The sequence below is a fragment of the Exiguobacterium sp. s132 genome (assembly GCF_018617235.1).
Classification (GTDB): Bacteria; Bacillota; Bacilli; order Exiguobacteriales; family Exiguobacteriaceae; genus Exiguobacterium; species Exiguobacterium profundum.
In genome coordinates this window covers 234,050-247,663 of the sequence record NZ_JACSJU010000002.1, presented here as the reverse complement: position 1 = coordinate 247,663, position 13,614 = coordinate 234,050, and the positions used below count along the sequence as shown (strand labels likewise).

General features: G+C 49.8%; 16 protein-coding genes and 1 riboswitch. Of the genes, 7 read left to right on the top strand and 9 right to left on the bottom strand.

Going from position 1 to position 13,614, the window contains the following annotated elements:
• Positions 1 to 6: 6 nt before the first annotated feature.
• Positions 7 to 495 carry a preQ(1) synthase gene (queF, locus tag KNO78_RS11890; RefSeq protein WP_015880473.1) on the top strand — a complete coding sequence of 163 codons (489 nt, stop codon included), beginning with the start codon at positions 7 to 9 and terminating at the stop codon, positions 493 to 495.
• Between the two features lie 30 nt (positions 496 to 525).
• Here queF and KNO78_RS11885 read toward each other — a convergent pair whose 3' ends face one another.
• Positions 526 to 1,182, bottom strand: a complete 657-nt coding sequence (locus KNO78_RS11885; RefSeq protein WP_214691315.1) for a TVP38/TMEM64 family protein — start codon at positions 1,180 to 1,182, stop codon at positions 526 to 528.
• Positions 1,183 to 1,292: 110 nt separating this feature from the next.
• Here KNO78_RS11885 and KNO78_RS11880 point away from each other — a divergent pair, with 110 nt between their 5' ends.
• Entirely contained in the window at positions 1,293 to 1,790 is a 498-nt protein-coding gene (locus KNO78_RS11880; RefSeq protein WP_159563336.1) for a hypothetical protein, read from the top strand.
• Positions 1,791 to 1,816: 26 nt separating this feature from the next.
• Here the strand turns inward: KNO78_RS11880 and KNO78_RS11875 are convergent, their stop codons facing one another.
• The 3 genes from KNO78_RS11875 to KNO78_RS11865 all read right to left on the bottom strand — a co-directional run bounded on the left by KNO78_RS11875 (position 1,817) and on the right by KNO78_RS11865 (position 3,654).
• Positions 1,817 to 2,284, bottom strand: coding sequence for a hypothetical protein (locus KNO78_RS11875; protein WP_214691316.1), 468 nt, complete (start codon positions 2,282 to 2,284; stop codon positions 1,817 to 1,819).
• Positions 2,285 to 2,372: 88 nt separating this feature from the next.
• Complete coding sequence (locus tag KNO78_RS11870) at positions 2,373 to 2,918, bottom strand: GNAT family N-acetyltransferase (RefSeq protein ID WP_074034970.1); 546 nt, start codon at positions 2,916 to 2,918, stop codon at positions 2,373 to 2,375.
• Positions 2,890 to 3,654 carry a TrmH family RNA methyltransferase gene (locus tag KNO78_RS11865; protein WP_214691317.1) on the bottom strand — a complete coding sequence of 255 codons (765 nt, stop codon included), beginning with the start codon at positions 3,652 to 3,654 and terminating at the stop codon, positions 2,890 to 2,892. The genes KNO78_RS11870 and KNO78_RS11865 overlap by 29 nt, the downstream gene beginning before the upstream one ends.
• Before the next feature lie 221 nt (positions 3,655 to 3,875).
• Here KNO78_RS11865 and KNO78_RS11860 point away from each other — a divergent pair, with 221 nt between their 5' ends.
• From KNO78_RS11860 to KNO78_RS11850, 3 genes are all read left to right on the top strand, one after another.
• On the top strand, positions 3,876 to 5,504 hold the full coding sequence (locus KNO78_RS11860) for a PTS transporter subunit IIBC (protein ID WP_214691318.1): 1,629 nt from the start codon (positions 3,876 to 3,878) through the stop codon (positions 5,502 to 5,504).
• Between the two features lie 51 nt (positions 5,505 to 5,555).
• Positions 5,556 to 6,347: an endonuclease/exonuclease/phosphatase family protein gene (locus KNO78_RS11855; protein ID WP_214691319.1), complete on the top strand. Its 792-nt coding sequence runs from the start codon at positions 5,556 to 5,558 to the stop codon at positions 6,345 to 6,347.
• 117 nt (positions 6,348 to 6,464) lie between these two features.
• The gene (locus tag KNO78_RS11850) at positions 6,465 to 7,643 is read left to right on the top strand and encodes an MFS transporter (RefSeq protein ID WP_214691320.1); all 1,179 of its coding nucleotides are present in this window, start codon (positions 6,465 to 6,467) and stop codon (positions 7,641 to 7,643) included.
• A gap of 35 nt (positions 7,644 to 7,678) precedes the next feature.
• Here the strand turns inward: KNO78_RS11850 and KNO78_RS11845 are convergent, their stop codons facing one another.
• A complete protein-coding gene (locus tag KNO78_RS11845) occupies positions 7,679 to 8,383 on the bottom strand; it encodes an alpha/beta hydrolase (RefSeq protein WP_214691321.1) in 705 nt (234 codons plus the stop codon).
• A 73-nt stretch (positions 8,384 to 8,456) separates the two neighbouring features.
• On the opposite strand from KNO78_RS11845, the gene KNO78_RS11840 reads away from it, so the two are divergent.
• Positions 8,457 to 9,722, top strand: coding sequence for a purine/pyrimidine permease (locus KNO78_RS11840; protein WP_214691322.1), 1,266 nt, complete (start codon positions 8,457 to 8,459; stop codon positions 9,720 to 9,722).
• A gap of 21 nt (positions 9,723 to 9,743) precedes the next feature.
• Here the strand turns inward: KNO78_RS11840 and KNO78_RS11835 are convergent, their stop codons facing one another.
• Genes KNO78_RS11835 through KNO78_RS11820 form a run of 4 tightly spaced genes read right to left on the bottom strand, consistent with a single transcriptional unit; the run spans position 9,744 to position 12,697 of the window.
• Positions 9,744 to 10,136: an RDD family protein gene (locus KNO78_RS11835; protein WP_214691323.1), complete on the bottom strand. Its 393-nt coding sequence runs from the start codon at positions 10,134 to 10,136 to the stop codon at positions 9,744 to 9,746.
• Positions 10,133 to 10,780 carry an NAD(P)H-binding protein gene (locus KNO78_RS11830; protein WP_214691324.1) on the bottom strand — a complete coding sequence of 216 codons (648 nt, stop codon included), beginning with the start codon at positions 10,778 to 10,780 and terminating at the stop codon, positions 10,133 to 10,135. The genes KNO78_RS11835 and KNO78_RS11830 overlap by 4 nt, the downstream gene beginning before the upstream one ends.
• A gap of 34 nt (positions 10,781 to 10,814) precedes the next feature.
• Positions 10,815 to 12,119: a nucleobase:cation symporter-2 family protein gene (locus KNO78_RS11825; RefSeq protein ID WP_196430329.1), complete on the bottom strand. Its 1,305-nt coding sequence runs from the start codon at positions 12,117 to 12,119 to the stop codon at positions 10,815 to 10,817.
• Positions 12,116 to 12,697, bottom strand: coding sequence for a xanthine phosphoribosyltransferase (locus tag KNO78_RS11820; RefSeq protein ID WP_074034982.1), 582 nt, complete (start codon positions 12,695 to 12,697; stop codon positions 12,116 to 12,118). The genes KNO78_RS11825 and KNO78_RS11820 overlap by 4 nt, the downstream gene beginning before the upstream one ends.
• Positions 12,698 to 12,773: 76 nt before the next feature.
• A riboswitch (purine riboswitch) is annotated at positions 12,774 to 12,875 on the bottom strand.
• Between the two features lie 126 nt (positions 12,876 to 13,001).
• On the opposite strand from KNO78_RS11820, the gene KNO78_RS11815 reads away from it, so the two are divergent.
• Positions 13,002 to 13,610, top strand: a complete 609-nt coding sequence (locus KNO78_RS11815; protein WP_196430327.1) for an NAD(P)-dependent oxidoreductase — start codon at positions 13,002 to 13,004, stop codon at positions 13,608 to 13,610.
• The last annotated feature ends 4 nt before the right edge of the window (positions 13,611 to 13,614 follow it).

Below are 13,614 nucleotides of genomic sequence, written 5' to 3'. Positions count from 1 at the left end.
ATGAACATGAGACCAGAAGACTTACAAGACCTCTCGCTCCTCGGACAGAAGAGCGTCCCTTATATTTTTGAATACACACCAGACGTTCTGGAGGCGTTCCCGAACCGTCATCCTGAGAACGACTACTTCGTTAAATTCAACGCACCAGAATTCACATCGTTATGCCCGATCACGAACCAACCGGACTTCGCAACCATCTACATCTCATACATCCCGGATGAGAAACTCGTCGAGTCGAAGTCGTTGAAGTTGTACTTGTTTAGCTTCCGTAACCACGGTGACTTCCACGAGAACTGCATCAACGTCATTGGGAAAGATCTCGTGAAATTGATGGAACCGCGCTATCTCGAAGTGTGGGGGAAATTCACACCACGTGGCGGTATCTCGATCGATCCGTACTACAACTACGGAAAACCGGGTACGAAGTACGAAAAAATGGCGGAGCATCGTCTGTTCAACCATGACCTGTATCCAGAGACGGTTGACAACCGTTAATTGAAAAGTAGGCGCTCCATCTGGAGTCGCCTACTTTTTTTGATAGCGATGAATCTGTCGCTTAATCGGTTCGCGGAACACGGTCGCAACGAGCGTCAACACGAGCATGATCCCAAATGCCAAGGCGATGAGCGTCCAATCCCCACTGGCGATACTACTCCCGAGAAAATTGTTCGCGAACGCCCCGGGAATCATACCAACGACGGTCGCAAACAGATAGGCGAGTACGTTTACTTTTGCCAAACCAGAAGCATAGCTGACCAAATCGAAATTGACGAGCGGGATGAGACGTAAGATGAGGACGTAAAAGAAACCATCTTCTTCGATTTTATGCTGAATGGCTTCGTAATTCGTTGATTCGAAGTGATGCAGGAAACGATCGCCGAAATAAATTGCCACATAATACGCAACAAGCGCACTCAACGTCGCCCCGATGACGGTATAGATGACGCCCGGTAACATCCCAAACGCCAATCCTCCGGCGACCGACAAGACGGACGTGGGAAACAAGATGAGCGGACGAACGGTGAACAATAAAATGTAAATGAGCGGAGCCAACCATCCGAATTGAATGATGTAGTCCCGTATATCGCCTGGGCTTACATCAACCCACTGATAAAGGAATGTCGCCGTCCCGAACAGGAGTAGGACGAGTGCAACCATCCATTGTATCTTCCACTTCTTCATCGTCCTCCTCCTCTCTATTTGCTTTTATTCCCGTAATCGAGGATGTCATCCACCTTTTTTCAGCCATCTCGATGTGGTACGGTTAGAAAAAGCAGAAGGAGGAAATCGATATGAACCTTGCAGATGCCCTAACATTGAAACAGTTGCTCCATGAGCAAATCGATACATTGACCGAAGAGATTGAGCATGTGGCGTTCATCTCGCTTCAAGCGAATGAATCCATTCCGACCATTCAGTCCCGTTCCCTTCAAGACATCGAGATGGAACTTGAACACATTCGTCTAGACTTACGTCAGCTCGACCGTCTCATTCAAGAGGCGAACGTCCAAGCCGTCGTTGAAACGCATGACGGTCCACTCCCGCTCGTCGAGGCAATCGAGCTCGCCATTCAGTTACGTGTCCAGGCACGACTTTATGAGAAATTATCGCTTCGTCCGAAGAAAGACTATGTGCACGGAGTTGCCGTGATCAAACACGCCTTATATGACCCCGAACTATATCGCTTGAAAGCACGCGATATTAAGAAGCGTGCCATTCGAATCGAAAGTGCCATTCAGGCCGTCCGTTATCAGACTGACATTGAATTTGATGCATCACGATATATGTAAAAAAGCGAAGGGATTCCTTCGCTTTTTTACATATGGTCATGGTGATTGTGATGGATATCATGATGACTCGATGAAGAAGAACGTCGACGTGGAGGTGCCTCATCAGCAAATTTTTCTCCGTCCAAAATCCCGAGACGCTTATATTGACGACCGACCCGCTCTTTTGTCTCTTCGCGAACAGTGCTCGACTCCATCACCAATTGGTAGCATCCGAGCGCGACACGAAACGGTTCCATGCGTGTCCGTTCAATCGAGAAGGAATCGACGCCACGTAAATAGTCTGCCAATCGCTCAGCCGTCTCGTCGGCTGGATCATCTGCAAGCTGTGAGGCGAAGTGTTGTAAGTCCTTCAATGTATTTGATGTTTTAGAGTAACTCCGACTTGATTTGATGACACCAAATGCGATAAGTCCAACAATGGTGAAAAAGATAATTGGAAAGAATAAATTGATGATCGTGAAAAATGGATCCGCCCCAAATTCTAAAGTAGACATTTCAAACTCCCCCTTTTTGTTTATGTACGTTCATTCAGTCGAATCGGTTTCAACAAAAAAACCGCGATCACACGACCGCGGCATCGATTCAACTGTTCAGTTGTTTCTCCATCATGATGCGTGGCTCGCCATCTTCTGTGTAGGCGCCCATGATGTCATATCCGCAAAGGAGGTTCAAAATGATGACCCCTTTGTTCGTATTGCGTGCTTTCGTCCGAATCGAATGGAACCCTTGCGCTTCGACCCATTCGAGTTGCGTATCCATCAGCTTGCGACCGATGCCATGCTTTTGGAAGTCCGGATGTACGCCGCCCGCCCAGCTGTAAAATCGATAAGGCTCCGCCTCATAGCCAATTTTAAAGCCGACCAGTTCCTCTTCCGAGAAAGCCAGTAACACTAGCGGATTGGCGTGCCGATATAAACGCTCTTTAAAACGCAACTGATCGAGGTCGCCATATAACGTGCGATACAGTCGGAAAAAGTCCTCTTCAAAATCCTTAAAGTTGTTTGTCACATCTTTTACGATAAATGAACTCGTCGTACTCATCGTGCCATCCCCTTTCAGTTTCTGGACAAAGATTCCGTACGTCTGTTCATTTCGCCGTTCATTCTGAATTTCCTGTCTCCCGTTCAAAAGCCGTGACACCTTTTTGTTTATAAAGTCCGAGCGTACGTTTCGGCAAACTCTTGACCATCCAGTCTTTAAAAATACGTGCCTGATCCTCGACAGGCAGTTCATAGCCCTCCGTCACGATATGTCGCGACCGTGTCGTGACATCGTACAAGGAAATTGCCGCCGCCACGGAGATGTTCAAACTCTGAACGTATCCTTGCATCGGAATGACAAAGTTTCCATCCGCCTTCTTCAATGCCGCTTCCGACACACCACTATGTTCATTCCCGAATAAAAGAACTGTCGGCTTCGACACATCCACTTCTTCGAGCGGAATTGCTTCCTCACTCAATGCCGTCGCATATACTTGATAACCGTCTTCTTTTAAAGCGTCAATCGCCTCTTCAATGGAGCCATGCTCGACGACGTCCACCCAGCGGTCGGCACTCTTGGCGATAATCGAGTTTGGTTTGAACTTTGCACGCCCTTCGACGACGTGCAGCGTCTGCACCCCGAACGCATCGGCCGAACGCAATACGGCAGATTGGTTATGCGGATCGTCCACACCTTCCGTCAAAATCGTGATATGGTTCGTTCGTGTATTCAATACTTCATACATCCGTTTGATGCGATCTGGCATGAGCATCTCATATAGAGGAAGATCGTCTTCCTGCAATACACCCTTCTGCAACAACTCTTCTTTTAATTCAATCTGCTCTTCTTTCGTCAAAGCAGATATCGTCTGTCTCCAACCCATCTTTCTCGCTCCCTTCAACCTATCATATTGTAGCTAGATTCGATTCGACTGACAAGTTCGCCTCACATCTGCTATTCTCACTTCGGAAATGAAAACAAATGAAAATAGCGAAAACGGTTGCATGAATTTATGCAATCGATTACAATCATTTATGCAAGCGATTGCACTATTGGCAAACACAAAAATAGATAAAACTCCCTCACAGGAAGGAAGCGTATAGCATGAAACAATTGATCTCATTCGATTTCTGGCAGAAACTCGGTAAGGCCTTGATGGTCGTCATCGCCGTCATGCCGGCTGCCGGTTTGATGATTTCCATCGGAAAATTAATTGGAATGTCAGCCGGAGATGTCGGTATCTTATTAACAACAGCTCGTATCATTGAAGATTTAGGTTGGGGCATCATCGTCAACTTACATATCCTCTTCGCAGTCGCGATTGGTGGTTCGTGGGCAAAAGATCGTGCAGGCGGTGCATTCGCAGCACTTCTCGCCTTCATCTTGATCAACCGTGTCACAGGTGCCATCTTCGGTGTCAACGGTGCCATGCTTCAAGATCCGGAAGCGACAATCGAGTCACTCTTCGGTGCGAACCTTGTCGTCGCTGATTACTTCACATCTGTACTCGGCTCACCTGCCCTCAACATGGGTGTGTTCGTCGGGATTATCGCCGGTTTCCTCGGTGGTGCACTATATAACCGTTTCTACAACTTCAACAAGTTGCCGAACGCTCTCTCGTTCTTCAACGGGAAGCGCTTCGTACCATTCGTCGTTATCCTTGGTTCAGTCGTTGCTGCCATCGTTCTATCGATTCTATGGCCAACCATCCAAGGTGCACTCAACAGCTTTGGTGAATGGATTGCCACATCACGTAACACGGCGCCTGTCCTCGCACCGTTCATCTACGGTGCGCTCGAACGTCTCCTCTTGCCGTTCGGTTTACACCACATGCTCACAGTACCAATGAACTACACAGAGCTCGGTGGAACGTATACGATTTTAACAGGTGCGACAGCTGGATCGGTCGTTGCCGGTCAAGACCCACTCTGGTTGGCATGGGTGACGGACCTCGTCAACTTGCGTGCTGCTGGTGATACGGCCGCATACAACGCGCTTCTCGCTGATGTCGTTCCAGCACGTTTCAAAGTCGGGCAAGTCATCTTGTCATTCGCTGCATTGATTGGTGCCGCGTATGCGATGTACCGCAACGTCGACGCGGATAAGAAGGCACAATACAAGCCGATGTTCTTATCGGCCGGACTCGCTGTCTTCTTGACAGGTGTCACAGAACCGATCGAATTCATGTTTATGTTCGTCGCACCAGTTCTTTATGTCGTTTACGCACTCATGGCCGGTGCTGCCTTCGCATTGGCAGATATCATCGACTTACGTGTACACGCCTTCGGTGCAATCGAACTCTTGACGCGCATTCCGATGATTATCAAAGCAGGACTTCTTCAAGACTTGATCAACTTCGTGCTCGTCTCTGTCGTGTTCTTCTTCCTCAACTTCGGTGTCTTCAACTTCTTCATTAAGAAGATGAACCTACCGACGCCAGGACGTAACGGGAACTACATGGAAGAAACGACAGAAAAATCATCCGTTACAGGTAACGAACAAGTCATGGGGATTATTGCACTTCTCGGTGGGGAAGAAAACATTGAGGATGTCGACGCATGTATGACTCGTCTTCGTGTGACCGTTAAAGACGTTACACTCGTCTCTGACGAACCAGAATGGAAGAAAAATGGCGCTATGGGTCTTATCGTGAAAGACCGTGGAGTCCAAGCCATCTATGGCCCGAAAGCCGACGTATTGAAATCAGACATTCAAGACGTCATCGGTGCATAATCTACTGGCCAACTCGCTCGAGAGTTGGCCTTTTTTTAAAGGAGGACTATCGTGAATATTTTAACGCTCAATTGTCATGCCTGGTTAGAAGACCGTCAACAAGAGAAAATCGATGCGATTGTCGAACGTATCGCAAGCGAAGAGTATGACTTCATCGCGCTCCAAGAAGTCAATCAACATAAAGAGGCCCCCCTCATCTATGGGAACATCCGTGAGAACAACTTCGCACACGTCCTCGTCGAGCGCCTGAAAGAGTTAGATCTTCACTATCACATGACATGGGACTTTGCCCATTACGGATATGACATTTACGAGGAAGGCGTCGCCATCTTGTCACGGACACCGTTTCTATCGACCGAATCATTCTTCGTATCCAAGACGACGGACCCTGACAATTACAAGTCCCGTAAAATCGTCAAAGCCGTGATTGAAGGTCCTGAAACGCCGACGACCGTCTACTCGTGTCACCTCGGATGGTGGCATGACGAAGAGGAGCCAGTGAAGCATCAACTCGACGAGCTCCTGCGTCGCGTGGAGCATGACGACCATGCGCTCCTACTCGGTGATTTCAACAACGATGCTTTCATTCGAGGCGAAGGATACGATTATTTGATGGATAGTGGGCTTCAAGACTTGTTCCATCTCGCAACGGAACGCGAAGGCGATGCGACCGTCCAAGGGAAAATCGCCGGATGGGATGAAAACAAGAAATCGCTACGCATCGACTTGATGTTGACGAATGCACCCATTCACGTCTCCCGTCATGCCGTCGTCTTCGACGGCGAAAACGGACCTGTCGTCTCCGACCACGCCGGTGTCGAAGCCACAGTGTTTTGGCGTTGATGCACCTTTTTCTTCCGACTTGGGAGAAAAGGGTTTTTCTTTTGGGAAAAATCTTGTAACGTGATAAAAGACTGATGTCTAACTACTAATGAATGAAATAGAAAGAAGTGTTTGAACATGAAGACAAGCTCGCTCAGTCGAAGCGACTGGACTTTAGTTTTATCCCTATCCTTATTAACCTTCGTTCTCGGAACGAGTGAATTTGTCATTGTCGGCATTTTGCCTGATATCGCAAGCGGTCTATCCATTTCCATCGCAACGGCTGGAAGTCTCGTATCGGCATTCGCCATCAGCTTTGCCGTCGGTACGCCAATCACGATGTCCTTGACGAGCCATCTTCCAAAACGCAAATTGATGCTCGGTTTGACGATTCTCTTCACCTTATTGAACTTGTTGAGCAGTCTCGCTCCCATGTATGAGTGGTTACTCGCCTTACGCATGTTGACGGCCGTCGTCACAGGTGTGTTGATCTCGCTTGCTATGCTCGTCGCTAGCGAAAGCGTCCCTCCGGCAAAACGAGGGGTAGCCGTATCCTTTATTTTTGGTGGCTTTACAATGGCCAACGTGTTCGGTGTTCCAATCGGAACATTCATCGGACAACAAGCAGGCTGGGAATCCACATTTTGGTTAACGACCGCACTCGGTGCAGTCGCCTGGGTTGCCATTTATCGTGTCTTGCCGAATCATTTGTCTCAAGAAAAAGCATCACTCCGTGAACAAATGGCACTCCTGACGAATCCGCGCATCTTGATTGCCTTCTTGATTCCGGCGTTCGGTTTTGGGGCGACGTATGTCGTATATACGTATCTCGTACCGATTTTAAAAGATGTACTCGGTGTCCCGGTCGCTTGGGTCAGTCCGATTTTATTCGCCTACGGATTCATCTCGATCTTCAGTAATATTGCTGCTGGAAAGATTGCCAGTCACAATCCGATCGGACGCTTACGATTCGTCTTTCTCGTCCAAGCGTTCGTCTTGGCCGCGTTGTTCGTGACGACGTCGAATATGACGCTCGGTCTCTTCAATATCGCCCTCATGTCGTTCATGGCGATTTTATTGACGACGTCGACACAGATTTATTTGATCGACTTGGCGGAGAAATTTAATCCGAACGCCAAAGGTCTCGCCTCGTCACTCATGCCCGTGGCGAGTAACGTCGGAATCGGACTCGGTTCCGCTCTCGGTGGTGTCGTCTATGCGACAAGCCCTATCATGACGCTCGCGCTCGTAGGTGGCTTGGTCGCCCTCGTCACAGCCGGGTTGACCGCAGTCAGTTATTCGCTCGACCAACGTTAAAAACGTGCGCACCTCGATGCAGGTGCGCACGTTTTTTATAACCATTCGAGAATCGCGGATAGGACTTCGTCGAGTTGTTCTTTCGATGTGAGCGGACTTTCCTGATCGCCTTTTTGAGGACCATACATTCCGAAATTTGCATGATTCCCGCCTTCGATTTGTACGAATTGACTATCGTCAGGAAGGTCGCTTCGACTCGCCTCGATGTCTTCTGGGACAGCTAATCCATCCAACTCACCCGAGATAGATAGCACGCGCAAGTCACTATCGACCATCGAGCTGATCGGATATGATGCGAGGAAAATGACACCTTCCACCGCCTCTTGATGCTCAAGCGCGTAACCCGATGCCGCCGAACCTCCGAGTGAATGACCGGCCACGACCCAACGTTCAATCTCGGGATGTGCTTCGATGATTGGATCGGCTGCGTCGATATCTAAAATGCCTAAGTTGAGACGAAGCGACGGAATGGCGATGAAATACCCTTCCTCGGCTAAACGTGTTCCGTAATACGCATACGCCTCTTTCTCCACTTTTGCTCCTGGATAAAGAATGATGCCGATCTCGCTCGTCGTATCTCCGAACTCGAGACGGTTGTCGACCACTTTCCCCTCTTCCGCATACTGTGTCGCTTCATCGGTTGGTCCGTACGTGAACTGCGTCCAAATTAAAAAGCCTGCTACCGCGATGATTAGCAATCCTACGATTGAGAGTGCGGCCCACTTGAAGAATTTCTTCATTATATAGCCTCCGTTTGCATCCACTTCATCATAACGTTACACTAATAAGAAAAAGCATGATCAGGGGGACACCATGACCAGAAGTAATGTAACCACGACGATTCAGTGGTTTATTTTTATTTTAGCTACAAATATTGTACCACCACTCTCCATCGCCGCCTTGTTTGAACTGTCGCCAGATGAGACGATGACCTTCATCTCCCGCTCACTCTTCATCTTCGCACTCTTCAGCATCATCCAAACGTTGCTCGGCCATCGCCTCCCGATACTCGAAGGACCTGCCGGCATTTGGTGGGGTGTCTTCACTTTATACGCCTCCATCGGTCCCGCTCTATACGGAAGTCAGCAAGAGACCTTGCAAGCACTCGGATTCATGCTGTTTTTGAGTGGAATCCTTGGTGTGTTGTTGACCGTCACTGGTATCTTAAGACGCATGCTCGCCCTGTTTACACCGCAAGTGCTCGGCGTCTATATGATTTTGCTCGTCCTTCAATTATCAGGGGCCGTCATTAAAGGTGGCTTTGGGGTGACGGAAGACGGAATCAACGTCGTTCAGGCAGTGGCGACGGCAGGTCTCGTCTTGTTCGCACTCACGCTCGAGCAAAGTCGCTTTAAACAATATGGGCTCGTCATGACACTATTCGTCGGGTTCGGCTTATTCCATTTACTCGACCTTGGAAATCCAATCGTTCGTTCAGAATCTTTCTTCCTCGTACCGGAACTTCTTCCGTTCGGAAATTGGGTATGGGATTGGAACTTGTTGCCAACGGCTTTCGTCATCACCTTGCTTCTCATGACGAACGTCCTTGCGAACATCAAGTTGATTGAGCGCATCGTCAGTTCTCGCGAAAAACGAGAAATCAAAGGGAACGTTCCCGCATCGGGTGTCGCCAGTGGCGTCAGTCAAATCGTGGCCGGTCTGTTCGGTACACCGGGTCCTGTCGCCATCTCCGGGACAGCTGGTTTTCTCTCTTCGACGGAGAGCGTCCAGCGTACCCCGCATTTGATTGCCCACGCCCTCATGATGTCGTTAGCACTCATCGGTCCATTCGTCTCGTTGATTGCGAGCATCCCGGCCGCTGTCGGTTATGCAATCGTGACACCGCTCATTGCAACGATGATCATCATCGGAATCAATGAGGCGGCCTTTGAATTGAAGCAGTCCACGGCATCTCTCACGGTCGGACTCCCGCTCGTCATCGGTGCCGGGGCGATGCTTCTGCCACCCGGATCAATGAATGAGTTACCACCGCTTCTTGCGACCGTCTTCTCTAACGGACTCGTCCTCGGGACGATTGTCGCCTTAACAACTGCCATCTTAAGTAAAATCAAGGATTGAAAAAAGAACTGGCCATATCGGTCAGTTCTTTTCATGTACATGCATATGGTAACGGGCATCGTGCGGTAAAACAGCGCCTTCTTCTTGTTCGAAATGCGCACGGTCTTTCCAATAACGAACGACTGACGAAGTATCACGATGCAGGGCGCGTTGTAGCGCTTGTTTTGCCGTGACAGGCGTTTCGTCATCGTTTTTCAATTCAAGTCCCATCAGTTTATAACCGATTGTTTGTCCACCTCGACTCATTTGCCAGGCTTCCATGGCATATGTCAGTAGTGTCGGTGTGATGACCGCATGCACAAACTCGCTCTTTACTTTCTTTCGCACGAGCTGTTCTACGCCCACGCTGACAAGACCTGCAATGACACTGTCAATCATGACTGCTTTGGTTCGCTTTTTTGTCAATGGATTCATCGGCTCATCCTCTGCATCATCCCTGACGTCAACACTTCGATTCCTTCGCCTTCTTCAGACGCCATAATCAAGGCACGAGCGACATGCAGCGCTTGAATCGGTGCGACTTCCGGTGTCTTCTCAAGCAAGATTGACTGGAACGGTCGACTGATGACCTCGGCCGCTTTCTCCCCGAAGCGGAATGAATCACGCTCTCCGAGTAACAGAGAAGGACGCGCGATAATCAAGTGATGGAAGTTGAAAATACGTAACGCGTTCTCAAGCTCCCCTTTCACACGGTTGTAAAAGAAAGTCGAACGCAACGATGCGCCTTGTGCCGATACGACCGCATAGCGCGTCGCACCATGTGCCTTGGCGACACGGGCGACTTCAAGTGGTAATTCTAAATCAACTTGTTTGAACGCTTCTTGCGAGCCGGCTACCGCAATCGTTGTGCCGAGCGCACAGTACACGTCGTCGATCTGTGGAAGGGATGAATCCATCTCCTCGAAACCGACGACCTCTTGTAACTTCGGATGACTCCAACGCTTCGAGCGACGGACAACGATCCAGACCGCATCATAACGGTCACTCTCTAACAACTGTTCAACCAATTCGCGGCCAATCAAGCCAGTCGCGCCTACAACAAGTGCAGTTTTCCCCATTCGTGACTCCTCCTAGACTACTATTTCCTTCAGTCTAGCTGACTTGCCGTTCCTCGGCAATGATTGTCCCGGGACGGAATCGGTCCATCATACGGAAAAATCCGTTCAATGCGAGCGCCGTGAATGAGCCTGCCACGATAGCACTGTCCGTGAACAACTGCAGCCACTCCGGCATGTTTGCGACGATGGCTGGATTGGCGGTAATACCGAGCCCAACACCGATTGAGAGCGCAATGGTAATCAAGTTCTCGTTTTTCGAAAAGTCGACTTGACTGAGGATACGAATGCCAGAAGCAGCGACCGTTCCGAACATGACGAGCATCGCTCCCCCAAGCACAGGCTTCGGAATCAATGTCGTGAACGTAGCGACTTTCGGGAGGAATCCGAGCAAGATGAGCAATCCGCCTGTCCAAAAGATGACGCGACGCGATTTCACACCTGACAATTGAACGAGTCCAACGTTTTGACTGAACGTCGTGTACGGGAAACTGTTGAAAATCCCTCCGAGAATCGTTGCGACGCCTTCCGCACGATACCCTTTCGTCAATTCTTTCGCACCGATTGGTTGTTTCGTGATATCGCTGAGCGCCAAGAACACCCCTGTCGATTCAATCATCGAGATGATGGCGACGAGCGTCATGACGAGGATGGCAGACAGGTCGAATGTCGGCATCCCGAAGTAGAACGGCTGGACCATTTGGAACCATCCTGCTTCACGAACAGGACTGAAATCGACGAGACCGAGCGAAGCGGCTACCCCTGTTCCAACCAATACGGCAAAGAGGACGGCAGCAGCACGCGTGAAGACGGTCCCGACACGGTTCAAGACGAGAATGAGTAGAATCGTTAAACCACCTAATCCGAGATTCTGCATCGATGCGAACCCTGGTTCACCGGGCATCCCGCCACCGATGTCATTGACGGCGACCGGAATCAGCGAGAGACCGATGATCGTCACGACCGAACCGAGCACGACCGGCGGGAAGAAGCGCGCGAGTTTCCCGACAAATCCAGAAATGAGGATGACAATGAGCCCGCTCGCAATCAACGCGCCATAAATGGCAGTGATCCCGTTCGCGCTTCCGATGGCGATCATCGGACCGACCGCAGTGAACGTACATCCGAGGACTACCGGCAATCCGACACCAGTGAAGCGTGTCGTCCATACTTGTAGTAGCGTCGCCACCCCACACATGAATAAATCAATTGCGACGAGATAGGCGAGCTCGGTTGGACCAAGCCCGATGGCACCACCGACGATGAGTGGGACGATTGCCGCTCCCGTGTACATCGCGAGTAGATGCTGGAATCCTAGACTAGCTGTCTTGAACGTATTCATCGAACGACCTCCACGAACGAGATATGGTCTTTCTCTAATTTCGCAATGCGTGCCAACGATTCGACGCGATAGCCACGCTCGATCAATTTATCGCGCCCTGGTTGGAATGACTTTTCGATGACAATCCCAACGCCTGCGACCTCTGCACCTGCCGCTTCCACGAGTTGTGTCAGTCCGAGTGCCGCTTCCCCATTCGCGAGGAAGTCATCGATGACAAGAACACGTTCGCCTGGTAAGACGAAGCGTCGGCTCAAGCTGATGCGGTTTGTCTCTTGTTTTGTGAACGAATAAACGTCCGCTTCCACGAGGTCGTCTTGGAGTGTCAGCGATTTTCGTTTACGCGCGAATACGAACGGGATGCCCATCTCAAGCGCCGTCATCATCGCCGGCGCAATCCCACTCGATTCGAGTGTGACGATGCGGTCTATTTGAGCGTCTTTGAAACGTTCTGCGAATTCTTTGCCGATGCCTTTCATGAGTACCGGGTCGACCTGATGATTCAAGAAAGCGTCGACTTTCAACACTTGGTCGGAAAGGGCCCGACCTTCTTCACGGATTTTGTCTTCTAACTGCTTCATTGTTTTCCCTCCAATAAAAAATGCGATTCGTCACCCCTCATCGGGAGGCAACGAACCGCATGGAAATCAACGATAGCATACGACAAGCGCCACCCGTAGTCGAACCATTTACGGTAGTTCGGTAGAGACTTGCGGACCATATTTCCGCTGATATACGAGTGCGAATCTATTTATATAAGATAGACCTTATTGTAGACGAGCTGACGAGAAATGCAATAGGTTGGAATCAAACGGTGAAATGTTCGATTTTTCTGAAACTGCTGTATACTGTAGATATTGGATATGAGAGAGGAGCCCTGCCCTTATGAAGTTATTCGTATTAGGCGCAACCGGTCGGACCGGACATCAATTCATCGATCAAGCCATCGAGCACGGTCATGATGTCACCGCGTTCGTCCGTGAACAGAAAAAGTTGATCCGGACGCCACAACTCGAAATCATTGAAGGCGACTTATATGATGTCGACGCATTGACGGAAGCGATGCATGGTCACGATGCGGTCGTCAGTTGTCTCGGAACGGATTTGAGCGACCCAGACTTTTTAGCGAGTGTCACGGACAAACTCGTCCCTGCGATGAAGGCAAACAAGGTTTCACGTATCATCTATCTTGCTTCAGCGGGAATCGACAATGAGATTCCGGGACTTGCGGGGAAAGCCATTACGTTCATGCTCCGGAAACCGCTCCGTGATCATCGGGCAGCCGTGGACTTATGGCGAAATTCGTCATTCGATTATACGATTGTACGACCGATGCAATTGACGGACGGTCCTCGCACCTCGACATATCGCACGGCCATCGACGAAGTGCCAGAGAACGGGAAGCACATCTCACGGGCAGACGTCGCCCAGTTCATGCTTCATACGATTGAAGAACAGGAACACGTACGAGAGTCGGTCGGACTGGCGTACTAATTTG

Coding starts and splice junctions, on each gene's coding strand:
- queF (WP_015880473.1), top strand. CDS start 7: ATGAGACCAGAAGACTTACAAGACCTCTCGCTCCTCGGACAGAAGAGC.
- KNO78_RS11885 (WP_214691315.1), bottom strand. CDS start 1,182: ATGAAGAAGTGGAAGATACAATGGATGGTTGCACTCGTCCTACTCCTG.
- KNO78_RS11880 (WP_159563336.1), top strand. CDS start 1,293: ATGAACCTTGCAGATGCCCTAACATTGAAACAGTTGCTCCATGAGCAA.
- KNO78_RS11875 (WP_214691316.1), bottom strand. CDS start 2,284: ATGTCTACTTTAGAATTTGGGGCGGATCCATTTTTCACGATCATCAAT.
- KNO78_RS11865 (WP_214691317.1), bottom strand. CDS start 3,654: ATGGGTTGGAGACAGACGATATCTGCTTTGACGAAAGAAGAGCAGATT.
- KNO78_RS11860 (WP_214691318.1), top strand. CDS start 3,876: ATGAAACAATTGATCTCATTCGATTTCTGGCAGAAACTCGGTAAGGCC.
- KNO78_RS11850 (WP_214691320.1), top strand. CDS start 6,465: ATGAAGACAAGCTCGCTCAGTCGAAGCGACTGGACTTTAGTTTTATCC.
- KNO78_RS11845 (WP_214691321.1), bottom strand. CDS start 8,383: ATGAAGAAATTCTTCAAGTGGGCCGCACTCTCAATCGTAGGATTGCTA.
- KNO78_RS11840 (WP_214691322.1), top strand. CDS start 8,457: ATGACCAGAAGTAATGTAACCACGACGATTCAGTGGTTTATTTTTATT.
- KNO78_RS11835 (WP_214691323.1), bottom strand. CDS start 10,136: ATGAATCCATTGACAAAAAAGCGAACCAAAGCAGTCATGATTGACAGT.
- KNO78_RS11830 (WP_214691324.1), bottom strand. CDS start 10,780: ATGGGGAAAACTGCACTTGTTGTAGGCGCGACTGGCTTGATTGGCCGC.
- KNO78_RS11825 (WP_196430329.1), bottom strand. CDS start 12,119: ATGAATACGTTCAAGACAGCTAGTCTAGGATTCCAGCATCTACTCGCG.
- KNO78_RS11820 (WP_074034982.1), bottom strand. CDS start 12,697: ATGAAGCAGTTAGAAGACAAAATCCGTGAAGAAGGTCGGGCCCTTTCC.
- KNO78_RS11815 (WP_196430327.1), top strand. CDS start 13,002: ATGAAGTTATTCGTATTAGGCGCAACCGGTCGGACCGGACATCAATTC.